19 protein-coding genes are annotated in these 21,914 nt (G+C 67.8%); 12 read left to right on the top strand and 7 right to left on the bottom strand.

Annotated elements, in window-relative coordinates; genetic code table 11:
- A complete protein-coding gene (locus tag Ate02nite_RS23555; protein ID WP_203809095.1) occupies positions 1-882 on the top strand; it encodes a carbohydrate ABC transporter permease in 882 nt (293 codons plus the stop codon).
- On the opposite strand, the gene Ate02nite_RS23560 is transcribed toward Ate02nite_RS23555, so the two are convergent.
- Positions 847-1,884 carry a LacI family DNA-binding transcriptional regulator gene (locus Ate02nite_RS23560; RefSeq protein WP_203809097.1) on the bottom strand — a complete coding sequence of 346 codons (1,038 nt, stop codon included), beginning with the start codon at positions 1,882-1,884 and terminating at the stop codon, positions 847-849. The two genes, Ate02nite_RS23555 and Ate02nite_RS23560, sit on opposite strands and share 36 nt — an antisense overlap.
- Positions 1,885-2,516: 632 nt before the next feature.
- Between Ate02nite_RS23560 and Ate02nite_RS23565 the strand changes: the two genes are divergently transcribed.
- Positions 2,517-3,500, top strand: a complete 984-nt coding sequence (locus tag Ate02nite_RS23565; protein WP_239147627.1) for a protein kinase family protein — start codon at positions 2,517-2,519, stop codon at positions 3,498-3,500.
- A 1-nt stretch (position 3,501) separates the two neighbouring features.
- Here the strand turns inward: Ate02nite_RS23565 and Ate02nite_RS23570 are convergent, their stop codons facing one another.
- The 4 genes from Ate02nite_RS23570 to Ate02nite_RS23585 all read right to left on the bottom strand — a co-directional run bounded on the left by Ate02nite_RS23570 (position 3,502) and on the right by Ate02nite_RS23585 (position 6,622).
- Entirely contained in the window at positions 3,502-3,903 is a 402-nt protein-coding gene (locus Ate02nite_RS23570) for a DUF6855 family protein (protein WP_239147628.1), read from the bottom strand.
- A 152-nt stretch (positions 3,904-4,055) separates the two neighbouring features.
- Complete coding sequence (locus tag Ate02nite_RS23575) at positions 4,056-4,619, bottom strand: Uma2 family endonuclease (RefSeq protein ID WP_203809099.1); 564 nt, start codon at positions 4,617-4,619, stop codon at positions 4,056-4,058.
- A 69-nt stretch (positions 4,620-4,688) separates the two neighbouring features.
- Positions 4,689-5,261 carry a Uma2 family endonuclease gene (locus Ate02nite_RS23580; protein ID WP_203809101.1) on the bottom strand — a complete coding sequence of 191 codons (573 nt, stop codon included), beginning with the start codon at positions 5,259-5,261 and terminating at the stop codon, positions 4,689-4,691.
- Between the two features lie 32 nt (positions 5,262-5,293).
- Positions 5,294-6,622, bottom strand: coding sequence for a GntR family transcriptional regulator (locus Ate02nite_RS23585; protein WP_203809103.1), 1,329 nt, complete (start codon positions 6,620-6,622; stop codon positions 5,294-5,296).
- 59 nt (positions 6,623-6,681) lie between these two features.
- Here Ate02nite_RS23585 and Ate02nite_RS23590 point away from each other — a divergent pair, with 59 nt between their 5' ends.
- The 8 genes from Ate02nite_RS23590 (at position 6,682) to Ate02nite_RS23625 (ending at position 16,644) form a co-directional block, all read left to right on the top strand.
- On the top strand, positions 6,682-8,169 hold the full coding sequence (locus Ate02nite_RS23590; RefSeq protein ID WP_203809105.1) for a CoA-acylating methylmalonate-semialdehyde dehydrogenase: 1,488 nt from the start codon (positions 6,682-6,684) through the stop codon (positions 8,167-8,169).
- Positions 8,170-8,182: 13 nt separating this feature from the next.
- The gene (locus tag Ate02nite_RS23595; RefSeq protein WP_203809107.1) at positions 8,183-9,526 is read left to right on the top strand and encodes an aspartate aminotransferase family protein; all 1,344 of its coding nucleotides are present in this window, start codon (positions 8,183-8,185) and stop codon (positions 9,524-9,526) included.
- Positions 9,527-9,685: 159 nt separating this feature from the next.
- Positions 9,686-11,122 (top strand): gamma-aminobutyraldehyde dehydrogenase, encoded by a 1,437-nt coding sequence (locus tag Ate02nite_RS23600; RefSeq protein ID WP_239147629.1) that lies wholly within the window; start codon positions 9,686-9,688, stop codon positions 11,120-11,122.
- Between the two features lie 46 nt (positions 11,123-11,168).
- Positions 11,169-12,281, top strand: coding sequence for an ABC transporter ATP-binding protein (locus tag Ate02nite_RS23605; protein WP_203809109.1), 1,113 nt, complete (start codon positions 11,169-11,171; stop codon positions 12,279-12,281).
- Between the two features lie 4 nt (positions 12,282-12,285).
- Entirely contained in the window at positions 12,286-13,533 is a 1,248-nt protein-coding gene (locus Ate02nite_RS23610; RefSeq protein ID WP_203809111.1) for a polyamine ABC transporter substrate-binding protein, read from the top strand.
- 1 nt (position 13,534) lies between these two features.
- On the top strand, positions 13,535-14,398 hold the full coding sequence (locus Ate02nite_RS23615; protein WP_203809113.1) for an ABC transporter permease: 864 nt from the start codon (positions 13,535-13,537) through the stop codon (positions 14,396-14,398).
- Positions 14,395-15,240, top strand: coding sequence for an ABC transporter permease (locus Ate02nite_RS23620; protein WP_203809115.1), 846 nt, complete (start codon positions 14,395-14,397; stop codon positions 15,238-15,240). Before Ate02nite_RS23615 ends, Ate02nite_RS23620 begins: the two co-directional genes overlap by 4 nt.
- A 6-nt stretch (positions 15,241-15,246) precedes the next feature.
- Positions 15,247-16,644, top strand: coding sequence for an NAD(P)/FAD-dependent oxidoreductase (locus Ate02nite_RS23625; RefSeq protein ID WP_203809117.1), 1,398 nt, complete (start codon positions 15,247-15,249; stop codon positions 16,642-16,644).
- Positions 16,645-16,696: 52 nt separating this feature from the next.
- Here Ate02nite_RS23625 and Ate02nite_RS23630 read toward each other — a convergent pair whose 3' ends face one another.
- Complete coding sequence (locus Ate02nite_RS23630) at positions 16,697-18,121, bottom strand: aldehyde dehydrogenase family protein (protein WP_203809119.1); 1,425 nt, start codon at positions 18,119-18,121, stop codon at positions 16,697-16,699.
- 105 nt (positions 18,122-18,226) lie between these two features.
- Between Ate02nite_RS23630 and gabT the strand changes: the two genes are divergently transcribed.
- Both gabT and Ate02nite_RS23640 read left to right on the top strand, forming a co-directional pair.
- Positions 18,227-19,504, top strand: a complete 1,278-nt coding sequence (gene gabT / locus Ate02nite_RS23635; protein WP_203809121.1) for a 4-aminobutyrate--2-oxoglutarate transaminase — start codon at positions 18,227-18,229, stop codon at positions 19,502-19,504.
- Between the two features lie 16 nt (positions 19,505-19,520).
- Positions 19,521-20,903, top strand: a complete 1,383-nt coding sequence (locus Ate02nite_RS23640; protein WP_203809122.1) for an aspartate aminotransferase family protein — start codon at positions 19,521-19,523, stop codon at positions 20,901-20,903.
- Between the two features lie 206 nt (positions 20,904-21,109).
- On the opposite strand, the gene Ate02nite_RS23645 is transcribed toward Ate02nite_RS23640, so the two are convergent.
- Complete coding sequence (locus Ate02nite_RS23645) at positions 21,110-21,637, bottom strand: GNAT family N-acetyltransferase (protein WP_203809124.1); 528 nt, start codon at positions 21,635-21,637, stop codon at positions 21,110-21,112.
- Positions 21,638-21,914 lie beyond the last annotated feature (277 nt).

Below are 21,914 nucleotides of genomic sequence, written 5' to 3' on the forward strand. Positions count from 1 at the left end.
ATGGCGACGGTAACTGTTTCCGGCAAGCCCGCGCCGTCCAGGCGGCGCAGCCCGCTCGGCAGGCTGCTGCGACTGAACTGGTTCGGCGGTGCGCTCGGCTGGGTGTGGCTGTTCATCGTGATGATCCCGATCTACTGGATCATCATCACCAGCTTCAAGACCCAGGCGAACTACTTCATCACCAACACGTTCGCCCCGCCGTCGGACCCGACGCTCGCGAACTACAAGGAAGTCATCGAGAACGAGATCGTTCGATACTTCCTCAACAGCGTCATGGTCACCGTCGGCGCGATCGTGCCGGCCGTGCTCATCTCGTTCATGGCCGCGTACGCGATCATCCGGGGGATCGGCAACCGGTTCCTGCGTTACACGAACTCGTTGTTCCTGATGGGCCTGGCGATCCCGCTGCAAGCGGTCATCATCCCGGTCTATCTGATCATCATCCGGCTGAAGCTGTACGACACCCTGCTCGCCATCGTGCTGCCGTCGATCGCGTTCGCCATTCCGCTGTCCGTCCTGGTGCTGAGCAACTTCATCCGGGACGTGCCGAAGGAACTGTTCGAATCGATGCGGATGGACGGTGCCACCGAGTGGGGCACCCTGTGGCGGCTGGCGTTCCCGCTCACCCGCCCCGCGCTGGTCACCGTGACCATCTACAACGCGCTGGGCATCTGGAACGGGTTCCTGCTGCCACTGGTGCTGACCCAGAGCCCCGACCAGCGCACCATCCCCTTGGCGCTGGTCTTCTTCCAGGGTCAGTTCGGCGTGAACACGCCGGCCATCGCGGCCTCGGTCACGCTCACCACCATCCCGATCGTCCTGCTGTACGCGATCGGGCGCCGGCAGCTACTTAGCGGTCTTACCGCCGGTTTCGGCAAATAGGGCGGTGCTCTCCCGGATCACCAGCTCGGTAGCGAGCTCGACCCGGGGAGTCTCGATGGGCTCGCCACGCGACAACCGCAAAACGGTACGCGCGGCGAGCCCACCCATGTCGGCGAGCGGCTGGCGCACGGTGGTCAGCGGGGGAGCCGACCAGCGGGCCTCCGGCAGGTCGTCGAAGCCGACCACACTCAGATCGTCCGGGATGCGGATGCCGCGCAGCCGGGCCGCCTCGTACAGCCCCAGCGCCATCTGGTCACTGGACGCGAAGATCGCGGTCGGCGGGTCGTCCCGGTCGAGCAGCCGCTGTCCCGCCTGGAAGCCCGACTCGTGCTGGAAGTCGCCCGGCTCGATCAGCCGCCGGTCGAGACGAAGACCGGCCTCCTCGAGAGCGGCACGGTAACCGTCCAGCCGTGCACGTGAACACAGGAGCTGCTTCGGGCCCTCGACCAGACCGATCTTGGTGTGGCCCAGGGAGATCAGGTGCTCGGTGGCGCTGCGCCCGCCGGACCAGTTCGTAGCCCCGATCGTCGGGACGTCCGCGGCCACGCCGCCGGCCGGATCGATTATCACCATCGGCACGTTGAGCCGGTGCAGCTCGGCGCTTATCGGGCCGGCCCCGTCGGAGATCACCAGGATCACGCCGTCGGACTGGCGGGCCCGCAGGTTCTGCAGCCACTGCCGGGTCGAAGCGGTACGCCGGTGAATGGCGGAAATGACGGTGCCTACGCCGGCCGCGTGGTTGACCTCCTCGACGCCGCGGATCAGCTCTACCGCCCAGGGGCTGTCGAGGTCCTGGAAAACGAGGTCGATCAATCCGGCCCGGAGCGGCTGCCGAGAGTTACGAGGGCGGTAGTCGTGCTCCCGCAGAAGGTGCTCGATCCGGTCCCGGGTTTCCGGGGATACGTCGGTACGCCCGTTGAGCACCCGTGACACCGTGGGAACTGAGACTCCGGCGGCTTCCGCGATGGTCGCGATTGTCACCCGTCGTCCGACCGCGGCCATCCGACTCTCCTCGCCTGCCGCGGGGGCCATTTTTCGAAACTTTCGACCGCGGTGCCGGAAGTATTGCACATAGACGACTTGGCAGCGATGAGGCAAGGGGAGAATGTCCCGGCGGGGAGGGTTCAGCGATGACAATCGACCTTCGGGCCCTCGTCGTGGCCGCCTTGAATGCCGCCTACGCTGGGACGGTTTTGGGCCGGGGATGACCATGCTGGGCGGTAAAGCATCTATGCCCTGCATGGTCATCCCCGGCCCAAAACCTTGCACGGTAGGCCGTGACGGCCAGGAGCTTGGTCGCTCGTCGCTGGCTGCATGATCGGGGCTGGGCGGTCCCCTTCCGCATCGTGGTCTGGCTGCCGCGCTGTGGGCACGCCGGGCGCGCCGGTTGAGCGGGCCGGCCTTTGTGGTGGGGTCCGCGAGCGAAACCGTGCCGCTTACGCTCACGTCAAGACCCAACCCCGTGGTGGTTACGGTGGGGGGCTTGGCAGAGCTTTAAAGATCTTGCGGGTTACTGCTGTGGCGAAGTGCTGGGACCGTCTGTCGGCGCCCGCTTGATGGAACAGTTGTGCCCGTAGGCCGACTCAACCGGTCTTGACCGTTGGCGGACGCTGTCAACCTGGCAGGAGGCGGCGATGCTCGCCTCCAGGCATTCACGCCACGCTCGGGCGTCGGCCTCGCTCGCCGCCGGCACCGACGATCAGCTGGCGGCTTTGGTCTCGACCGGGGACGAGGTCGTGGGCGCAGGCGGTGGATCCTCGGTGATCGACGTCGGCGGCGTGCCCGTCTTCGCCAAGCGGATCCCTTTGACCGACCGGGAGCTGGCTAACCCGGGCAGCACGGCGAACCTGTACGACGTGCCGCTGTCCTGCCAGTACGGGATGTTCCGGCTGGCCGGCCCGGGCTTCGGCGGCTGGCGCGAACTGGCCGCCAACCAGGTCGTCACCGAGGGCGTGCTGGCCGGCAAGGCGGAGGCTTTTCCGCTGCTCTACCACTGGCGGGTGCTTCCCGGCCGTCCGGCTGTCTCGGCCGAGCACTGTGACATCGGCGCTGTCGTCGCTCAGTTCGGCGGAGCCTCGGGGGTGCGGGTCCGCCTCGAGGAATTGGCCGGAGCGACCTTCAGCCTTGTCCTGTTTCTTGAGTACATTCCCTCTCCGTTGAAGCCCGCGGTGAGCGAGGCGGAGACATTCGAGCGTCAGCTGTTCGAGATTGTGGCGTTTCTGGGTGGCGTCGGCCTGTTGCATATGGACGGGCACTTGGGCAATTTCCGGAGCGATGGCGATCAGATCTACCTGGGCGATTTCGGGTTGGCCACCTCGGCTCGGTTCGAGCTGTCGCACGACGAGCAGGACTTTGTCGCTCGCCACGTCGGCTATGACGCCGACTATGCGGCGATGCGACTGGTGAACTGGCTGGTCACCGCGACTTGCGGCGTCGGCGAGGATCTTGCTGCTCGTAACGCTTACGTGCGGCGGTGCGCGACCGGCTATGTTCCGGCGGACGTGCCGCCGGCGGTGGCGGGAATCCTTGGCCGGCACGCCCGCGCGGCGGCGAGGTTGAACGACCTGTGCTGGCGGCAGTTCGACGGAGACATCCAGGCCGAGTATCAAGCCTCGTAGCTCAGCGGGCGCGCATCCGGTTGTTGCGGGCGTCGTGGGTCAGTTCGGCCAGGCCGAGCTCCTCCAGCAGCGGGGGAAGGTACATGCCGAAGCGGCCGCGGTAGCCCTTGCGGAGTCCGTACCAGCCGCCGACCGGGTTGTCGGATGAGCGGCCCCACGCCTCGACCGTGCCGTCGGCGGCCGGCTTGTTCTCGTCGGCGGCGCCCAGCGGCACCCAGTCCGCCTGCTGCTGCAGCCAGGCGTGCAGGTCTTCGACCGCGCGGAGCTGATAGCTCAGCTTCGTCGTTCCGACCTGGCAGATCAGGGTCGGCGGCTCGGCGTCGGGGTCCCGGTACATCGTGTACTGCGACGAGCCCGGCGGCGTTCGCAACATCCAGGGGTCGTCTTTTGTCCCGGCTGGCATGATCGCTCCCTGTGGTCGTCCGTCACCAAGAGTCGACTGTAGGCGGCGCGGATCGAGCAACAGGGCGAATCGATACCGTGTACGCCTGGCGAGGCAGACTGGCGCCGTTCCCGATGGACGGCGCCCGCCTGACCCGCATGATCCATCCGCGCTCAGGGTCGTATCAGATCAGTGGTGCTGATCCTGAGTGGGAAGGGGCCGTCCGTGACCAGTGTCTGGCCGTAGTTCGCGAAGGCGTGTTCGACGTAGTGAGTGCCGTCCAGGCGGTACAGCTGAAGCATTACGGAGTGGTAGTCAGCCATGTTCGGCTCGACGAGCAAATACCAGGGGATTCGAGCCGCCGCGTAGAGGTGCATTTTCCGCACACGATCGTTTCTGGCATTGCTCGGCGAGGTGACCTCGACGACGAGCGCGACTTCGCCAGCCTCAGTTATTTCGCCATCCCATCCCAGCTTCCCGACGGAGATGTCCGGGACAACGATGCAGTCGGTGCCGAGGCGGACGTCCGAGGCCTCAAATGCCCTCAAGCCTGCACGCCGAGCGGCGGGTTCAAGGAATGTCATCAAGTAGTAGCAGATGCCCTGGTGCGGCTTTTTCGGTGAAGGGCTCACCCTGAGCTTCCCGTTGATCAGTTCGATCCGGCTGTCGGTCTCGCCCAGGGCGAGGAACTCGGCCTCCGTCCAATACTTGGACAGGTCAAGCCCCTGCTCGCTCATGAGCGAAGTGTTCCATACGGTCACGGTCACCGTCCTTTGACTAGTTGCCTTGCGTCAGCGTGTGTCGCGTCAAGTCCGAACCAGGGCGGCGGCGTCGATCTCGCAGGAGAACGGGTCGTCCAGCTTCAGGGACTGGCCGGGTTTGGCGGCGGCGTGTTTGACGTAGTGATCGGTCGCGAGGCGGTGGAGGCGGAGTGCGGCGGAGTAGGTCGCGTAGTCGAGCTCGACCAGCAGGAACCACTCGATGCCGGCGGCGGCGTAGAGGTGTGGCTTGAACGAGCGGTCGATCAGGGCGGAGTCGGGTGTGGTGATCTCGCCGATCAGGCGGATGTTGGCGGCGTCCACGACGAGGGTGCCCCGGCCGGCCTTCGTGGCCACCACGAAGTCGGGATTGGTGATCGTGTCGGGCGCCAGGCGTGCGTTGACTCGGCCTACGGCCTCGAACTCGGTGTTGGCGGCCGCTGTTCGGAGAACGCCGACAAGCTGGCCGAGCACCTCCTGATGGAAGCCGTCGTTGGGGGAGGGGCTTACCCAGAGGGCGCCGCGGACCAGCTCCACCAGGCTCGTGGTCTCGTCGAGGGCGAGGTATTCGTCCTCGGTCCACGGTGGAACGTGGTCGAAGACGACGTGGTTGAAAGTCACGCGCTAATTGTCGCGCGCACACTAGGCGTTAGTCAACGTGGCACGGAGAGAGCGGGGGAACGCGCTGCCGCGGCCAGCTGGGCGGCGACAGCGGCGTGGTCGGTGGCTATCAAGCCTGCTGTTATTCGCAGGTGAGGTGGGCCGCCCGACGGGAGGAAGGCGGAGCCGGCGGCCGCCGCGATGCCCGCGCTGGCCAGGGTGATCAGGGCGGACTGCTCGTCGGCTACCGGGAGCCACAGGTTCAGGCCGTCGCCGGTGGGGAGCTCGATGCCTTCTGAGCGGAGGCCCTCCACCACCAGGGCCCGTCGCCGGGCGTACTCGTCGCGGGCCTGGCCCACGGCGGCCACCGACGGCTCGTCGGTGAGCAGGGTCAGCAGCAGGTGTTGCAGCAGGCGGCTGGTCCAGCCCTGGCCCAGCAGGCGGCGTTCCAGGATCGGGTCGAGTACCGCAGAAGGGCCGCCGACCGCGGCCAGGCGCAGGTCGGGGCCGTGCGACTTGGAGAAGCTGCGGACGTGGACGGTCTGCCTCGGCAGGTGGGTGCCGAGCGAGAACAGCGGGCGGGAGGAGACATCCGCGTTCGAGTCGTCTTCCACGGCGTACACCTGGGGGGTCTGCGTCAGGACCGACGCGAGGGAGGCGGCCCGGGCGGCCGACCACGACGCACCGGTGGGGTTCAAAGCCCGGGGCTGCAGGAAGATCGCGGTGGGGCGCGAGGCCAAGGCGGCCGACAAACGAGAAGGCAGCATGCCCTCGTCGTCGGTGTCCACGCCGATCGGCTCCGCGCCCAGGGCCTCCAGGAGGTCCAGCAGCGGGGGGAAGCACGGATTTTCCACGATCGCGCGGTCACCCAGGCGTAACAAAGCCGAGGCAATCTGGTCTATCGCGTCCATCGCGCCGTCGAAGACGGCCAGGCGTTCCGGCGGGAACGGCCACGTCGATCGCAACAGAGAGGCCAACGCGGGGAGGACGGGCTCGTCCAGGTAACTGGTGGGCGCGGGGGAAAGGCCGGCCAAAGCCGGCAGCAAAGGCAGCAGAGCCGGATCCGGTACGCCGGTGGAAAGGTCCAGCGTGAAGCCGGTACGGCCGCGTAGCGCCGCGCGGTAGCGGCCCGGTCCGCTGGTGCGGGATTCGGCGATCACCGTGCCGCGGCGTCCGTCGGTCTGGATGGTGCCGGCCCGGCGCAGCAGCTGCCAGGCCGCGCTGACCGTGGTGGGGGAGAGGTGCAGTTCGGCCGCGACCGCGCGCACCGGGGGAAGCTTGGCCCCGGGCAGCAGCGTGCCCTCGCCGACGGCCCGCCCTACCGCCTCGGCCAGGCCGCGCGCGGACAAATCGGTGAGGTTGGATCGGACGGCGTCGAGCATTTTGTGACAGTACGTTTTAAGCATTGTTCGGTCTAGAGGTGTTACGTAATCTCGGCCTCATGATTCGTATCGCGCACTGGATCGGCGGCAAATCGCACGCCGGCACGTCGGGCCGGGTCGGCCCCGTCTTCAACCCCGCCACCGGCGAGCAGACCGCCGAGGTCGACCTGGCGTCGGCCGCCGAGGTCGCCGACGCGGTCGCGGTAGCCAAAGAGGCCGGCGTCGCCTGGCGCTCCGCCTCGCTGTCCAAGCGGTCGGCGGTGCTGTTCAAGTTCCGGGAGCTGCTGGCCGAGAAGTCCGGTGAGCTGGCCGCCGTCATCACCAGCGAGCACGGCAAGGTGCTGAGCGACGCGGGCGGCGAGGTGGCCCGGGGCCTGGAGAACGCCGAGTTCGCCACCGGCATCCCGCACCTGATGAAGGGCTCCTACTCGGAGCAGGCCTCGACCGGCGTGGACGTGTACTCGATCCGCCAGCCGCTCGGCGTCGTCGCCGGCATCACCCCGTTCAACTTCCCGGCCATGGTGCCGCTGTGGATGTGTACGACCGCGATCGCCTCGGGCAACGCGTTCGTGCTCAAGCCCAGCGAGAAGGACCCCTCGGCGGCGCTGTTCCTGGCCCAGCTGTGGAAGGACGCCGGCCTGCCGGACGGCGTGTTCACGGTCATCAACGGTGACGTGGAGTCGGTCAACGCGCTGCTCACCCACCCGGACATCGCGGCGGTGAGCTTCGTCGGGTCGACCCCGGTGGCCAAGTACATCTACGAGACCGGCACCGCGCACGGCAAGCGGGTGCAGGCCCTCGGTGGCGCCAAGAACCACATGGTGGTGCTGCCGGACGCCGAGCTGGACGCGGCCGCCGACGCCGCCGTCAGCGCCGCCTACGGCTCGGCCGGCGAGCGCTGCATGGCCGTCTCGATCGTCGTCGCGGTCGGCGAGATCGCCGACCCACTCGTCGAGGCGATCGCGGCCCGGCTGCCGAAGCTGAAGATCGGCGCGGGCACCGACCCGAACTCCGAGATGGGCCCGCTGATCAGCGCGGCACACAAGGAGAAGGTGGCCGGCTACATCGCGGCCGGCGCGTCCGACGGGGCCACCGTGGTCGCCGACGGCCGCGAGGGTGACCTACCGGCCGACGGGTACTTCCTGGGCGTCACGCTGCTCGACAACGTCACGCCGGAGATGGCCGTCTACACCGACGAGATCTTCGGGCCGGTGCTCGGCGTCGTGCGGGTGGAGACCTACGCCGAGGCGCTCGCGCTGATCAACGACAACGAGTACGGCAACGGCACCGCCATCTTCACCCGGGACGGCGGCGCGGCCCGGCAGTTCCAGTTCGACGTCAACGTGGGCATGGTCGGCGTGAACGTGCCGATCCCGGTGCCGGTCGCCTACTACTCGTTCGGTGGCTGGAAGGCGTCGCTGTTCGGCGACACCCACATGTACGGCCCGGACGGCGTGCACTTCTTCACCCGTACGAAGGTCGTTACGTCGCGCTGGCCCGACCCGGGCACGTCCTCTGTTGACCTTGGTTTCCCGCAGACTCGATAAAAGGCCAAATTTCATGACTTCTACGGATGAGAGCGTGCGCGCGGACGACCGTGCCCACGTCTTCCACTCCTGGTCCGCCCAGAGCCTGATCAACCCGCTGCCCATCGCGGGAGCGGAAGGGTCGTACTTCTGGGACTACGAGGGCAAGCGCTACCTCGACTTCTCGTCCCAGCTTGTCAACATCAACATCGGGCACCAGCACCCGCGGCTGGTCGCGGCCATCCAGGAGCAGGCCGCCAAGCTGTGCACGATCCAGCCGGCCTTCGCCAACGACAAGCGCGGCGAGGCGGCCCGGCTGATCGCCGAGCTGGCGCCGGGCAGTCTGAACAAGGTGTTCTTCACCAACGGCGGCGCCGAGGCCAACGAGAACGCGATCCGGATGGCTCGCGGGCACACCGGCCGGCACAAGGTGCTGTCGACCTATCGCAGCTACCACGGGTCGACCGCCGCCGCGATCACGGCGACCGGCGATCCGCGCCGCTGGGCCAATGAGCCGACCGCCGTCGGGGTCGTGCACTTCTGGGGCCCGTACCCGTATCGGTCGCCTTTTTATTCGGCGAGCCCGGAGCAGGAGACGCAGCGTGCCCTGCAGCACCTGCGCGACACCATCGTCTTCGAGGGGGCCGGCACCATCGCGGCCGTCCTGATCGAGACCGTGGTCGGCACCAACGGCATCCTGGTGCCGCCGCCCGGCTACCTGGACGGCGTGCGGGCGATCTGCGACGAGTTCGGCATCGTGTTCATCGCCGACGAGGTGATGGCCGGCTTCGGGCGCTGCGGCGAGTGGTTCGCGGTCGACCGCTGGGGCGTCACTCCCGACCTGATCACCTTCGCCAAGGGCGTCAACTCCGGCTATTTGCCTTTAGGTGGCGTGCTTGTCTCCGACGAGATCGCGGCGACCTTTGCCGAGCGGCCCTTCCCCGGTGGCCTCACCTACTCCGGGCACCCGCTCGCGTGCGCCTCCGCGGTCGCCTCCATCGAGATCTTCAAGGAGGAGGGGATCATCGAGCACGCCCGCGCGCTGGGCGACGACGTGATCGCTCCCGGCCTGGCCGCGTTGCAGGAGAAGCACCCCAGCATCGGCGAGGTACGCGGCCTCGGCGTCTTCTGGGCTCTTGAGCTGGTGCGCAACCGGGAGACGAAGGAACCGCTGGTGCCGTTCAACGCCTCCGGGGCGGCCGCGGGGCCGATGAACGAGGTCGCGGCGGCCGCCAAGGAGCGGGGTCTCTGGCCGTTCACGCACTTCAACCGGGTGCACGTGGTGCCGCCCTGCACGGCCACCGCCGACGAGGTCCGTCAGGGCCTGTCGATCCTCGACGAGGCGCTCGACGTGGCGGATAGGTATTACACAGCCTGACGCCGGATTGCGTAGCTGCAAGGTGCGGTTCACGCCTGATTCCGTTTCAGTTTTGGAAATTACTTCGGATTCCCTTGTATAAGGGCTCGCGCTTGTGACAGGGTCCTCCACGTCGATCTGTGGGGGCTGTCACAAGCGCCCAACCAGGAGGTCTACTTCGTGAGCACCGCTCAGCCCGAGCTGCGGAACTTCGTCGGTGGCGACTACACCGGCACCGTGGACGGCGCGACGTCGGAAGTCGTCGACCCGAGCACGGGGGAGGCCTACGCCCGGGCGCCGATCTCCTCCGCTCACGACGTGGACGCGGCGATGACCGCGGCCGAGGCGGGCTTCGAGCTATGGCGCGACGCCACCCCGGCCGAGCGGCAGCGGGCGCTGCTGCGGATCGCTGACGCGGTCGAGGCCCGGGCCGACGAGCTCATCGATGCCGAGTGCCGCAACACCGGCAAGCCGGTCGAGGCCACCCGGCAGGAAGAGATCGGGCCGATGCTCGACGAGCTGCGCTTCTTCGCGGGCGCGGCGCGCATCCTGGAAGGCAAGAGCGCGGGCGAATATCTGCGCGACCACACGTCGTACGTGCGGCGCGAGCCGATCGGCGTGTGCGCGCAGATCACCCCGTGGAACTACCCGATGGTGATGGCCGTCTGGAAGTTCGCGCCGGCCATCGCGGCCGGCAACTCGGTGGTGCTCAAGCCCTCCGACACCACCCCGGTGAGCACGCTCCTGCTCGCCGAGATCGCCGCCGAGTTCCTGCCGGCCGGCGTGCTCAACGTGGTCTGCGGCGACCGGGACACCGGCCGGGCCGTTGTCGCCCATCCGGCGCCGCAGCTCGTCTCGATCACCGGCTCCACGCGAGCCGGGATGGAGGTCGCCGTGGCGGCGGCGGCCGACCTGAAGAAGGCCCACCTCGAACTGGGTGGGAAGGCGCCGGTGATCGTCTTCGACGACGTCGATATTCAGGCGACCGCCGAGGCGATCGCCGGCGCCGGCTACTTCAACGCCGGGCAGGACTGCACCGCCGCGACCCGGGTGCTGGTGCACTCGCGGATCGCCGCCGACCTCACCGCGGCGCTGGCGGAGGCGGCTCGCGCCACCCGCGTCGGTCCGCCACAAGACAAAGACGCATTCTTCGGGCCGGTCAACAATGCCAATCAGCTTTCCCGAGTTCAGGGCTTTTTGGAACGTACGCCCGATTATGCCGAAATTGTCGCCGGCGGTAAGCGAATCGGTGACCGAGGTTATTTCCTCGAGCCGACGGTTGTCGCGGGCCTGAAACAGAACGACGAGATGATCCAGGACGAGGTCTTCGGCCCGGTCATCACGGTGCAGGAGTTCGATGACGAGGCAAAGGCGGTGCGCTGGGCCAACGACGTCCGCTTCGGCCTCTCCGCCAGCGTCTGGACGCAGAACCACGGCGTCGCCATGCGGGTGTCCAGGCGGCTCGATTTCGGCGCCGTCTGGATCAACACGCACCTGCCGTTCGTGTCGGAAATGCCGCACGGCGGCTACGGTCACTCGGGTTACGGCAAGGACCTTTCGATGTACGGGTTCGAGGAGTACACCCGGATCAAGCACGTGATGAGTTACCTGGGCTGAGGCCCGTTGTACGTACGTCCCCCCGCGCAAAGAGGTACGACACGACATGACCACCCCTCAACCCGCCATCCGGTTCGCGGGCGTCCACAAGAACTACCTGTCGCACGGCGAGTCGGTGCCCGCGGTCAAGCGCATGGACCTGGCGATCGCGCAAGGCGAGTTCTTCTCGCTGCTCGGCCCGTCCGGCTGCGGCAAGACCACCACCATGCGGATGATCGCCGGGTTCGAGGAGCCGTCCGGCGGCAAGGTCTACCTCGACGGCAAGGACGTCACCGGGGTCGCGCCGAACAAGCGTGACGTCAACATGGTGTTCCAGTCGTACGCTCTGTTCCCCCACCTGAACACGTACCAGAACGTGGCGTTCGGGCTCGAGCGCAAGAAGGTCGGCAAGGCCGAGATCAAGAAGCGCGTCGGCGAGATGCTCGAGATCGTCTCGCTGACCGGCATGGAGAAGCGCGCGCCCAAGGAGATGTCCGGCGGCCAGCAGCAGCGCGTCGCCCTGGCCCGCGCGCTGGTCAACCACCCGCGCGCGCTGCTGCTCGACGAGCCGCTCGGCGCCCTCGACCTCAAGCTGCGCCAGCAGATGCAGATCGAGCTCAAGCGCATCCAGCGCGAGGTCGGCATCACCTTCGTCTATGTCACCCACGACCAGGGTGAGGCGCTGACGATGTCGGACCGGATCGCGGTCATGAACACCGGCGTGATCGAGCAGCTCGGCTCACCGCGGGAGATCTACGAGCGGCCGGCCAGCCGGTTCGTGGCCGGCTTCATCGGCACCTCGAACCTCGTCGACGGCCACATCGACCGCTGCGAGAACGGCCTGGCCGTGGTGGCGTACTCGCCGCAGGACCGGGTCGTGGTGCCGGTCGGCAGCGCGGCGCGGCCCGGCGACAAGATCGAGATCTCGGTGCGCCCGGAGAAGATCGACCTGCACCGGGGGGTGCCACCGGTGTCCTCGACCGGGGGAAGTGTTCTTTCCGGGGTTGTCAACGAGGTTGTTTATCACGGAACTTCAACGAACTACACCGTAGCGACGGCAGCGGGTGCGGACTTTACTGTCTTCGATCAAAATGCTTCGAATGCCGACGATCTTGCTGATCGCGGCGATCGAGTCTTCCTGACCTGGGCCCCCCAGCACTCATACATGATCGGAGTCTGACGCTATGTCTGCGAATATTTCCGACCCGTCCTTCCTGCGCGGCCTCACCCAGAGCCGCATGGGCCGCCGGGACGCCCTTCGCCTCTCCGGTCTAGCAGGCATGGGCGCATTCCTGGCCGCCTGTGGCGTGCAGGGCAAGGGCACCCCGGGTGCCAGTGCCGCCCCCGACGCGGTCGAGAAGTTCTGGGCCGGCAAGGCGCTGACCAAGCACGTCGACTTCGCCAACTGGCCGCTGTACATGGACCCGAAGAAGCCCGAGCTCAAGAAGTTCACCGCGGAAACTGGCATCTCGGTCAACTACCAAGAGGTCATCCAGGAGATGGGCCCCTGGTTCGCCAAGGTGCAGCCGCAGCTCGCCGCGGGCCAGTCCATCGGCTACGACCTGATGGTCATCACCAACAGCTTCCAGTTCAGCCAGTTCCGCGACTCCGGCTTCCTGGCCCCGCTCGACCACTCGAAGCTGCCGAACTACACCAAGAACGCATCCCCGGCGTACGCCAAGGAAGCCTTCGACCCGGGCAACGTCTACAGCGTTCCGTGGGCGTCCGGCATGACCGGCATCGCGTACGACCCGAAGAAGACCGGCCGCAAGCTCACCAAGCTGGCCGACCTGTGGGACCCGGCGTTCAAGGGCAAGGTCGGCATGTTCTCCGACACCCAGGAACTGGGCAACTTCGGCCTGATGGTGCTCGGCATCGACCCGGCCAAGTCGACCATCGACGACTGGCAGAAGGCGGCCGACAAGCTCAAGGAGCAGAAGAAGGCGGGCATCGTCCGCAACTACTACGACCAGAGCTACGTCGACGCGCTGGGTAAGGGCGAGGTCTGGATCACCCAGGCCTGGTCCGGCGACATCTTCCAGAAGAACCTCTCGGACGGTACCGAGTTCGAGTTCTTCGTCCCGGAAGAGGGCGGCACGATCTGGACCGACAACTTCACGATCCCGATCACCGCCAAGGCGCCGCTCGACGCGATCACGCTGATCGACTACTTCTACAAGGTCGACATCGCCGCCTCGCTGGCCGAGTACATCAACTACGTCGCGCCGGTGCCGACGGCCAAGGAACAGATCCTCAAGGACGCCGAGAAGCTGTCCGGCGACGACAAGACCGCGATGCTCGCGATCGCGAACAGCAAGCTGGTGTTCCCTGCCGACGCCGAGTACGCCAAGCTGCACTACTACGTGTCCTTCGAGACCGCCGAAGAGCAGCAGAACTACCAGAAGACCTTCGAACCGATCGTGCTGGGTTGATATGGATCGACTAAAACGTCAGCTCACGCCGTACCTTCTGGTTCTGCCGGGTGGGCTTTGGCTGTTGCTGTTCTTCGCCATCCCGATGATCGCGATGCTCTCGCTGTCGCTGCAGCAGGGTGACGTCGTCAACGGTTACCGCTTCACGTTCCACTGGCAGAACTACACCGAGGCGATCGAGGCCTACAACACCCAGCTGATCCGGTCCCTGATCTACGGCGCGATCGCCACGATCATCCTGATCATCCTGGCCTTCCCGGTGGCGTACTACATCGCGTTCTACGGCGGCAAGCGCAAACCGACGTACCTCTTCCTTCTGCTTCTGCCGTTCTTCGTGTCGTTCGTCCTGCGGACGATCTCGTGGCGGCAGATCCTGACCGACGAGGGGCCGGTGCTGGGACCGCTCAAGGACCTCGGCCTGCTGTCTGATTCGTACCATATTCTGGGTACGGCGCCGGCGGTCATCGGCGGCCTGGTCTACAACTTCCTGCCGTTCATGGTGCTGCCGATCTACGTGGCCCTGGAGCGGATCGACCCCCGGGTCGTGGAGGCGGCGCGTGACCTGTACGCGAGCCCGCTCACCTCGTTCCGCAAGGTGATCTTCCCGCTCGCGCTGCCCGGCGTTTTCGCCGGCGTGCTGATGTCGTTCGTGCCGGTCAGCTCGGACTACGTCAACTCCGAGGTGCTCGGCAGTTCGTCGACCACGATGATCGGCCAGGTGATCCAGGCGCAATACCTGGTCAACTCGGACTATCCGACGGCGTCGGCGCTCTCGTTCATCCTGATGGCGGTGCTGCTCGTCGGGATCTTCGCCTACGCCCGGGCGCTGGGCACCGAAGACGTGATGAAGGTGGCGGCCCGATGAGCCAGGCTGTGCTCGACCGTTCACCTGACACCAAGACGCACGCGGCGAAGCCGAAGCGGCGCTTCACCGGCAAGTCGCTGCTGTTCACCTACACCTGGCTGGTGATCATCTGGCTGGTCGTGCCCATCTTCGTGATGATCGCGTTCAGCTTCAACGACACCAAGGGCCGCTACAACCAGGAGTGGTCGGGCTTCACCTTCAAGTGGTACGGGAAGATCTTCGAGATCGAGGACCTGACCAAGGCCCTGTGGACCTCGCTGGCCATCGCGGTGATCTCCAGCATCATCTCCGGCGCGCTCGGCACCGGCATCGGCTACGCCCTCGGCCGCTACCGGTTCCGCGGCTCCGGGACGCTGAACATCATCATGTTCGCCACCATCTCGTCGCCCGAGCTGATCATGGGTGCGTCCCTGCTCAGCCTGTTCGTCTCGCTCGCGCTCGGCCTCGGGGCGGTGACGATCACGATCGCGCACGTCATGTTCTCGATCTCGTTCGTCGCGACCATCGTCCGGGCCCGGGTGGTCACGCTCGACCGGTCCATCGAGGAGGCGGCCGCCGACCTGGGCGCCACCGGCTGGACCACGTTCTGGAAGGTCACGTTCCCGATCATCCTGCCGGCGGTCTTCTCCGGCGTGCTGCTCGCGTTCGCGCTCTCCATCGACGACTTCGTCGTCACCAACTTCACCGCGGGAAGTACGACCACGTTCCCGCTCTGGATCTGGGGATCCACCCGCGTCGGCCTGCCTCCGCAGGTCAACGTGATGGGCACCCTGATCTTCGCGGCCGGCGTCCTGATCGCCGTCGTGACCAACATTCGCTCCAGGCAAGGTAAGCGGGATTGATAACTCGTGGGTTCGCCCCTGTTCCATCTGAAAGACGCGATTCCTGAGCCGTTCTGGCTCACCCAGGCGGGGGCTCCGGCCCCCGCCGACCCGCTCGACGGCCTCACCACCGCGGACCTCGCGGTGGTGGGGGCCGGGTACAGCGGCCTGTGGACCGCCCTGATCGCCAAGGAGCGGGACCCCTCGCTCGACGTGGTGATCGTCGAGGCGGGCACGGCCGGATGGGCGGCCTCCGGCCGGAACGGCGGCTTCTGCGCCGCCAGCATCACTCACGGCTTCGACAACGGCATGTCGCGCTTCCCCGGCGAGATGGACACTCTGCTGCGCCTCGGCCAGGAGAATCTCGACGAGATCGAGTCGGCCGTCGAGCGCTACGGGATCGACTGCGATTTCCGCCGCTCCGGCGAGCTGCACGTCGCCACCGAGGACTGGCAGTGGCGCGACCTGCAGGCCGGCCACGCCGCCGAGTTGGCGCACGGTCTCGACGTCACCCTGCTCGACCGCGATGCGGTCCGCGCGGAGGTCGACTCGCCCACCTACAAGGGCGCGGTTTTCGACCGTACGGGCTGCGCGCTCGTCGACCCGGCCCGGCTGGCCTGGGGTCTGCGGCAGGCGTGCCTGTCGCTGGGCGTCCGGATCTACGAGAACTCGCCGGTCCAGCGGATTGCCGCCTCGGCCGCCGCGCTGACCCTGCACACCTGGCGCGGCTCGGTGCGGGCCCGCAAGGTGGTGCTGGCCACCGGCGCGCACGGCCGGCTGCTCAAGCGGCTGCAGCAGTTCGTCATCCCGGTCTACGACTACGCGCTGATGACCGAGCCGCTGTCGGAATCGCAGCTGGCCGCGATCGGCTGGCGCAACCGGCAGGGCATCGGCGACTCCGGCAACCAGTTCCACTACTACCGGCTCACCGCCGACAACCGCATCCTGTGGGGCGGTTACGACGCCGTCTACTTCAACGGCGGCCGGATCGACCCGTCCCAGGACCAGCGCGAGTCGACGTTCGAGGTGCTGGCGTCGCACTTCGCGACGACGTTCCCGCAGCTGGAGGGCCTGCGCTTCACCCACAAGTGGGGCGGCGTGATCGACTGCTGCAGCCGGTTCAGCGCCTTCTTCGGCACCGCCCACGGCGGCCGCCTGGCCTACGCGGCCGGCTACACCGGCTTGGGCGTCGGCGCGACCCGCTTCGGCGCGAAGGTCATGCTCGACCAGCTCTCCGGGAAACCGACCGAGCTGACCGGGCTGAAGATGGTCCGCTCGAAGCCGATCCCGTTCCCGCCCGAGCCGATCCGCAGCGGCGTGATCCAGCTGACCCGCTGGTCCACCGCCCAGGCCGACGCCAACCAGGGCAAACGCAACCTGTGGCTCCGCACCCTGGACGCGATGGGGTTGGGCTTCGACTCCTGAAGACCCGGAGGACCGCCCGCCCTCGATGTTTTCGGGGGCGGGCGGCTTTCGTTCAGAGTGCGATACCGGTCAGGACCATGACTCGGGGCTCGGTGTAGTCGTCCATGGCACTCGCTACGCCCTCGCGGCCGGAGCCGCTGCCCTTTACGCCGCCGTAGGGCATCTGGTCAGCTCTGAAGCTGGGGACGTCGCCGATGATCACGCCGCCTACGTTCAGGCGGCGGTGGGCCTGGAAGGCCAGGTCCAGGCGGCGGGTGAAGACGCCCGCCTGGAGGCCGAAGGCCGAGTCGTCGATGGCGGTCAGGCCGGCCTTGTCGTCTTCGACCACGGTCAGCACCAGGACCGGGCCGAAGACCTCGTCGGCGCAGACCTTGGCGTCGGCCGGGACGCCCGTCAGGACGGTCGGGGTGATCGAGGTTCCGGTGCGGGTGCCGCCGGTCAGGATGCGGCCGCCCTTCGTCACCGCCTCGGCGATCCAGTCCTCGATGCGGCGGGCCGCGTCCTCGTTGATGACCGGGCCGACGTCGGTGGCCTCGTTGCGTGGGTCGCCGGTGCGCAGGGCCTCGACCGCGGCGATCAGCTTCGGCGTGAACGACAGCACGTGGTCGCGGTGCACGAAGACCCGCTGGACCGCGATGCAGCTCTGGCCGGCCTGGTAGTTGGCGAACGTGGCCACCCGCTGGGCGGCGAAGTCCAGGTCGTCCCAGTCCTGGCAGATCAGGGCGGCCGCGTTGCCGCCGAGCTCCAGGGTCACGTGCTTCTGCGGTACGGCCGCGCGGATCTGGGCGCCCACCGGGCCGGAACCGGTGAACGACACGACCGGCAGGCGGGGGTCGGCGACCAGGGCGGCGGCCCGGTCGTTCGGGATCGGCAGGACCGAGAACATGCCGTACGGCAGGTCCAGGCCGGCCATGATCTCGCCGAGCAGCAGCGCGGTCAGCGGAGTGGCGGGGGCCGGCTTCACGATGATCGGGGCGCCCACCGCCAGCGCGGGGGCCACCTTGTGGGCGACCAGGTTCAGCGGGAAGTTGAACGGCGCGATGCCCAGCACCGGGCCGCGCGGGACCCGGCGGATCAGGGCGATCCGGCCGGCCGCCGACGGGTCGGTGTCCAGGCGCTGCAGGTCGCCGGAGAAGCGGCGGGCCTCCTCGGCCGCCCAGCGGAAGGTGCTGACCGCGCGGGCCACCTCGGCGCGGGCCCACTTGAGCGGTTTGCCGTTCTCGGCGGTGATCAGCTGGGCGAATTCCTCGCCACGGCGCTTGATGCGCGTACTGATCTCGTCGAGGGCGGTGGCCCGGGCGGCCGCACTCAGCGCGGCCGTCGGCGCGGTCGCGGCAAATGCGGCGGCAACCGCCTCTTCGACCTGTTCCTCCGTGGCGAGGGAGGTCTCACCGACGACCGACGTGTCGAATGGGTGACGGACCGTGAGGGTTTCAAGACCGACCGTCGGGCGGCCGGCGACGTAGAAGGGGATCACGGCGGCAGCGTAACCGACGTCTTGGCGCGGAAATAGTTGTTGTGGCTCTTGCAAACGACGGAATCGGTGAAATGATCGGGGTTCAAAGCTTGAAGGAGTTGAGACATGGCGTCCTCCGACGACCTGCACCGGCGCCGGAGCGCGGTCGTGGCGCGCGGGGTCAGCAGCATGATCCCGGCCTACGTGAGCAGCGCGGGCGGCGGCACGATGACCGATGTGGACGGACGCGAGTGGATCGACTTCGCGGCCGGCATCGCGGTCACCAACGTCGGCAACAGCGCGCCCAAGGTGGTCGCCGCGATCAAGGAACAGGTGGAGCGGTTCACCCACACCTGCTTCATGATCGCGCCCTACGAGCAGTACGTCGCGGTCTGCGAGGAACTGGCCGCGCTCACCCCGGGTGACTTCGAGAAGCGGTCGGCGCTGTTCAACTCCGGTGCCGAGGCGGTGGAAAACGCCGTGAAGATCGCACGGCACGCGACCGGGCGGCAGGCGATCGTGGTGTTCGACCACGCCTACCACGGCCGCACCAACCTGACGATGGCACTGACCGCGAAGGTGATGCCGTACAAGCAGGGGTTCGGGCCGTTCGCTCCGGAGATCTACCGGGTGCCGATGTCCTACCCGTTCCGGGACGGCGGGCGTTCCGGAGCAGACGCGGCCGCGTACGCCATCGGGCAGATCGAGAAGCACGTCGGCGCGAGCAACGTCGCCGCGGTTTTGATCGAGCCCGTTCAGGGCGAGGGTGGTTTTGTGGTGCCCGCCGCCGGCTTCCTGCCGGCGCTGGCCGCCTGGAGCAAGCAGGCCGGGGCGGTGTTCATCGCCGACGAGATCCAGACCGGCTTCTGCCGCACCGGGTCCTGGTTCGCCAGTGAGGACGAGGGTATCGAGCCCGACCTGATCACCACGGCCAAGGGCATCGCCGGCGGCCTGCCGCTGGCCGCGGTCACCGGCCGCGCCGAACTGATGGACGCGGTGCACCCGGGGGGTCTCGGCGGCACCTACGGCGGAAACCCGATCGCCTGCGCGGCCGCCCTGGCCAGCATCGAGACCATGCGGGAACTCGACCTCGCCGGCGCGGCCCGGCACATCGAGTCGGTGGCCCGGCCCCGCCTCGAGGCCCTCGCCGCCAAGCACCCGATCATCGGCGAGATCCGCGGCCGGGGCGCCATGCTCGCCGTCGAACTGGTCGTGCCCGGCTCGATCGAGCCGGACGCCGCCGCCACCGCGGCGATCGCCAAGGCCGCCCACGAGTCCGGGCTGCTGCTGCTCACCTGCGGCACCTACGGCAACGTGATCCGGCTGCTGCCCCCGCTGATCATCAGCGACGACGAGCTCGACCGCGGGCTCACCCTTCTCGAACAAGCTTTCGCCACCCTCTGAGCGCAGGAGTTTCACCTTGACCGACCTTCAGTCACCCGACTACGCGAAGCTGGCCGGCGACGCCCGTGACCACCTGTGGATGCACTTCACCCGGCTGTCGTCGTACCAGAAGAACGACATCCCGATGATCGTGCGCGGCGACGGCTGTTACGTGTGGGACAGCACCGGCCGCAAGTTCCTCGACGGCCTGTCCGCGCTGTTCGTCGTGCAGACCGGCCACGGCCGGACCGAGCTGGCCGAGGCGGCCGCCAAGCAGGCCAGCGAGCTGGCCTACTTCCCGATCTGGTCGTACGCGCACCCGAAGGCCGTCGAGCTCGCCGACCGCTTGGCCGACCTCACTCCGGGCGACCTCAACCGGGTCTTCTTCACCACCGGCGGTTCCGAGGCGGTCGAGTCGGCCTGGAAGCTGGCCCGCTCCTACTTCAAGCACACCGGCAAGCCACTGAAGACCAAGGTGCTGTCCCGGTCGATCGCCTACCACGGCACCTCGATGGGCGCCTTGTCGATCACCGGCATCCCCGCGCTCAAGCAGGACTTCGAGCCGCTCGTGCCGTCCACCTTCCGGGTGCCGAACACCAACTACTACCGGCGCCCCGACGAGAACATGTCGCTCGAGGAGTTCGGTGTCTGGGCGGCCGACCGGATCGCCGAGGCCATCGAGTTCGAGGGTCCCGACACGGTCGCCGCGGTCTTCCTGGAGCCGGTGCAGAACGCCGGCGGCTGCTTCCCGCCGCCGCCCGGGTACTTCCAGCGGGTCCGCGAGATCTGCGACCGGTACGACGTACTGATGGTCTCGGACGACGTGATCAGCGGCTTCGGCCGGCTCGGTGAATACTTCGGCGGCCAGAAGTACGGCTACACGCCCGACATCATCACCGTGGCCAAGGGCCTGACCAGCGGTTACGTGCCGCTCGGCGCGATGATCGCGTCGGAGCGCCTGGCCGAGCCGTTCCTGCAGGGCACCAACTGGTTCGCGCACGGCATCACCTACGGCGGCCACCCGGTCGGCTCGGCGGTGGCGCTGGCCAACCTGGACATCATGGAGCGGGAAAACCTGAACGGACACGTCCGGGAGAACAGCGACCTGTTCCGGTCGTACCTCGAGCGGCTGTACGACCTGCCGATCGTCGGCGACGTCCGCGGTGACGGTTACTTCTTCGGCATCGAGCTGGTGAAGGACAAGGCCACCAAGGAGACCTTCAACGACGAGGAGTCGGAGCGGCTGCTGCGCGGCTTCCTCTCCAGCGCCCTGTTCGAGGCCGGCCTGTACTGCCGCGCCGACGACCGGGGCGACCCGGTGATCCAGCTGGCGCCGCCGCTGATCGCGGGCGAGGCCCAGTTCATCGAGATCGAGCAGATCCTCCGCTCGGTCCTGACCGAGGCCTCCAACCGCCTCTGACGCTGGTACGAAGCGGCCCCGGTTTCTCAAGAAGCCGGGGCCGTTTTCTGTCGTACCCCCGTGGCAGGGTGGCCGGCATGAACGAGCACCGCTGGGCGGGGCAGCAGGTCGACGCCTTTCCACCTCGGACCGGTTCGCCCTGTTCGGCAAACGCCGCACCCCGGCCGCTCCACCGGCCCAGCCGACGCTGTTCTGACCCGGCCGGCTCAGCGCAGTTCGCCGGACAGCAGGCCCATCAGGTGCGCGTCCAGCCACTGGCCGTCCCGGCGGAACGCCTGGCGCAGCCGGCCCTCGTCGACGAAGCCGATCTTCTGGTAGACGTGGTGCGCGGCGTCGTTGCCGACCACCACGGTCAGCCAGATCCGGTGCAGCCGCATCCGGTCGAAGCCGTACCGGCAGGCGGTCCGCATCGCGTCGGTGGCGTAACCCTTGCCCCAGTAATCCTTCTCGCCGAGGTAGATGTCGAGCTCCGCGGTCCCGGTCTCCGGCTCCGCGCCGTGCAGCGCGATCAGCCCGATCAGCCTGCCGTCCGCCCGGCTCTGCACCCCGAACAGGGTGTCGCCGTAGGAGTTGCGCGGACGCTCGGTGAGCCGCTGCGCAACGGTCTCCGGCGTCTGCGGATAGCCCTCCACCATGAACCGCATGACTTCCGGATCGTGGTTCCACCGCCACAGCGCGTCGGCGTCCTCCGGGCCCATCGCCCGCAACTCCACCAGCTCACCCAGCGCGTTCACACATTCTCCCCGAGGCCGTGATCGATGGCGGCCCAGAGTATCGATCCGCGGTCGACCCGGCACCGGGATTTCGGGCCGGCCGGCCTCGGGGCGTCCGGGACGGAGCCAATCGCAAAGATTGCTGTCGATATGCCGGTTGGTGCGGGCTGGGCGGAACATGACGGTTACCAGGTCGTCACGCTCGGGTGAGGATCGAGCGAGTGAGGTCCCCTTCCCCGACTGTTGGAGGAACGGCGTGCGACCAACCATCCTCAGAAGAACGGCGGCCGGCGCTTTT

It is taken from the genome of Paractinoplanes tereljensis (genome assembly GCF_016862435.1).
In the GTDB taxonomy this organism is placed as follows: domain Bacteria; phylum Actinomycetota; class Actinomycetes; order Mycobacteriales; family Micromonosporaceae; genus Actinoplanes; species Actinoplanes tereljensis.

Excerpts from the sequence above, each read along its gene's own strand:
- Ate02nite_RS23555 (WP_203809095.1), top strand. The coding sequence starts at position 1 with ATGGCGACGGTAACTGTTTCCGGCAAGCCCGCGCCGTCCAGGCGGCGC.
- Ate02nite_RS23560 (WP_203809097.1), bottom strand. The coding sequence starts at position 1,884 with ATGGCCGCGGTCGGACGACGGGTGACAATCGCGACCATCGCGGAAGCC.
- Ate02nite_RS23565 (WP_239147627.1), top strand. The coding sequence starts at position 2,517 with ATGCTCGCCTCCAGGCATTCACGCCACGCTCGGGCGTCGGCCTCGCTC.
- Ate02nite_RS23570 (WP_239147628.1), bottom strand. The coding sequence starts at position 3,903 with ATGCCAGCCGGGACAAAAGACGACCCCTGGATGTTGCGAACGCCGCCG.
- Ate02nite_RS23575 (WP_203809099.1), bottom strand. The coding sequence starts at position 4,619 with ATGAGCGAGCAGGGGCTTGACCTGTCCAAGTATTGGACGGAGGCCGAG.
- Ate02nite_RS23585 (WP_203809103.1), bottom strand. The coding sequence starts at position 6,622 with ATGCTCGACGCCGTCCGATCCAACCTCACCGATTTGTCCGCGCGCGGC.
- Ate02nite_RS23590 (WP_203809105.1), top strand. The coding sequence starts at position 6,682 with ATGATTCGTATCGCGCACTGGATCGGCGGCAAATCGCACGCCGGCACG.
- Ate02nite_RS23595 (WP_203809107.1), top strand. The coding sequence starts at position 8,183 with ATGACTTCTACGGATGAGAGCGTGCGCGCGGACGACCGTGCCCACGTC.
- Ate02nite_RS23605 (WP_203809109.1), top strand. The coding sequence starts at position 11,169 with ATGACCACCCCTCAACCCGCCATCCGGTTCGCGGGCGTCCACAAGAAC.
- Ate02nite_RS23610 (WP_203809111.1), top strand. The coding sequence starts at position 12,286 with ATGTCTGCGAATATTTCCGACCCGTCCTTCCTGCGCGGCCTCACCCAG.
- Ate02nite_RS23615 (WP_203809113.1), top strand. The coding sequence starts at position 13,535 with ATGGATCGACTAAAACGTCAGCTCACGCCGTACCTTCTGGTTCTGCCG.
- Ate02nite_RS23620 (WP_203809115.1), top strand. The coding sequence starts at position 14,395 with ATGAGCCAGGCTGTGCTCGACCGTTCACCTGACACCAAGACGCACGCG.
- gabT (WP_203809121.1), top strand. The coding sequence starts at position 18,227 with ATGGCGTCCTCCGACGACCTGCACCGGCGCCGGAGCGCGGTCGTGGCG.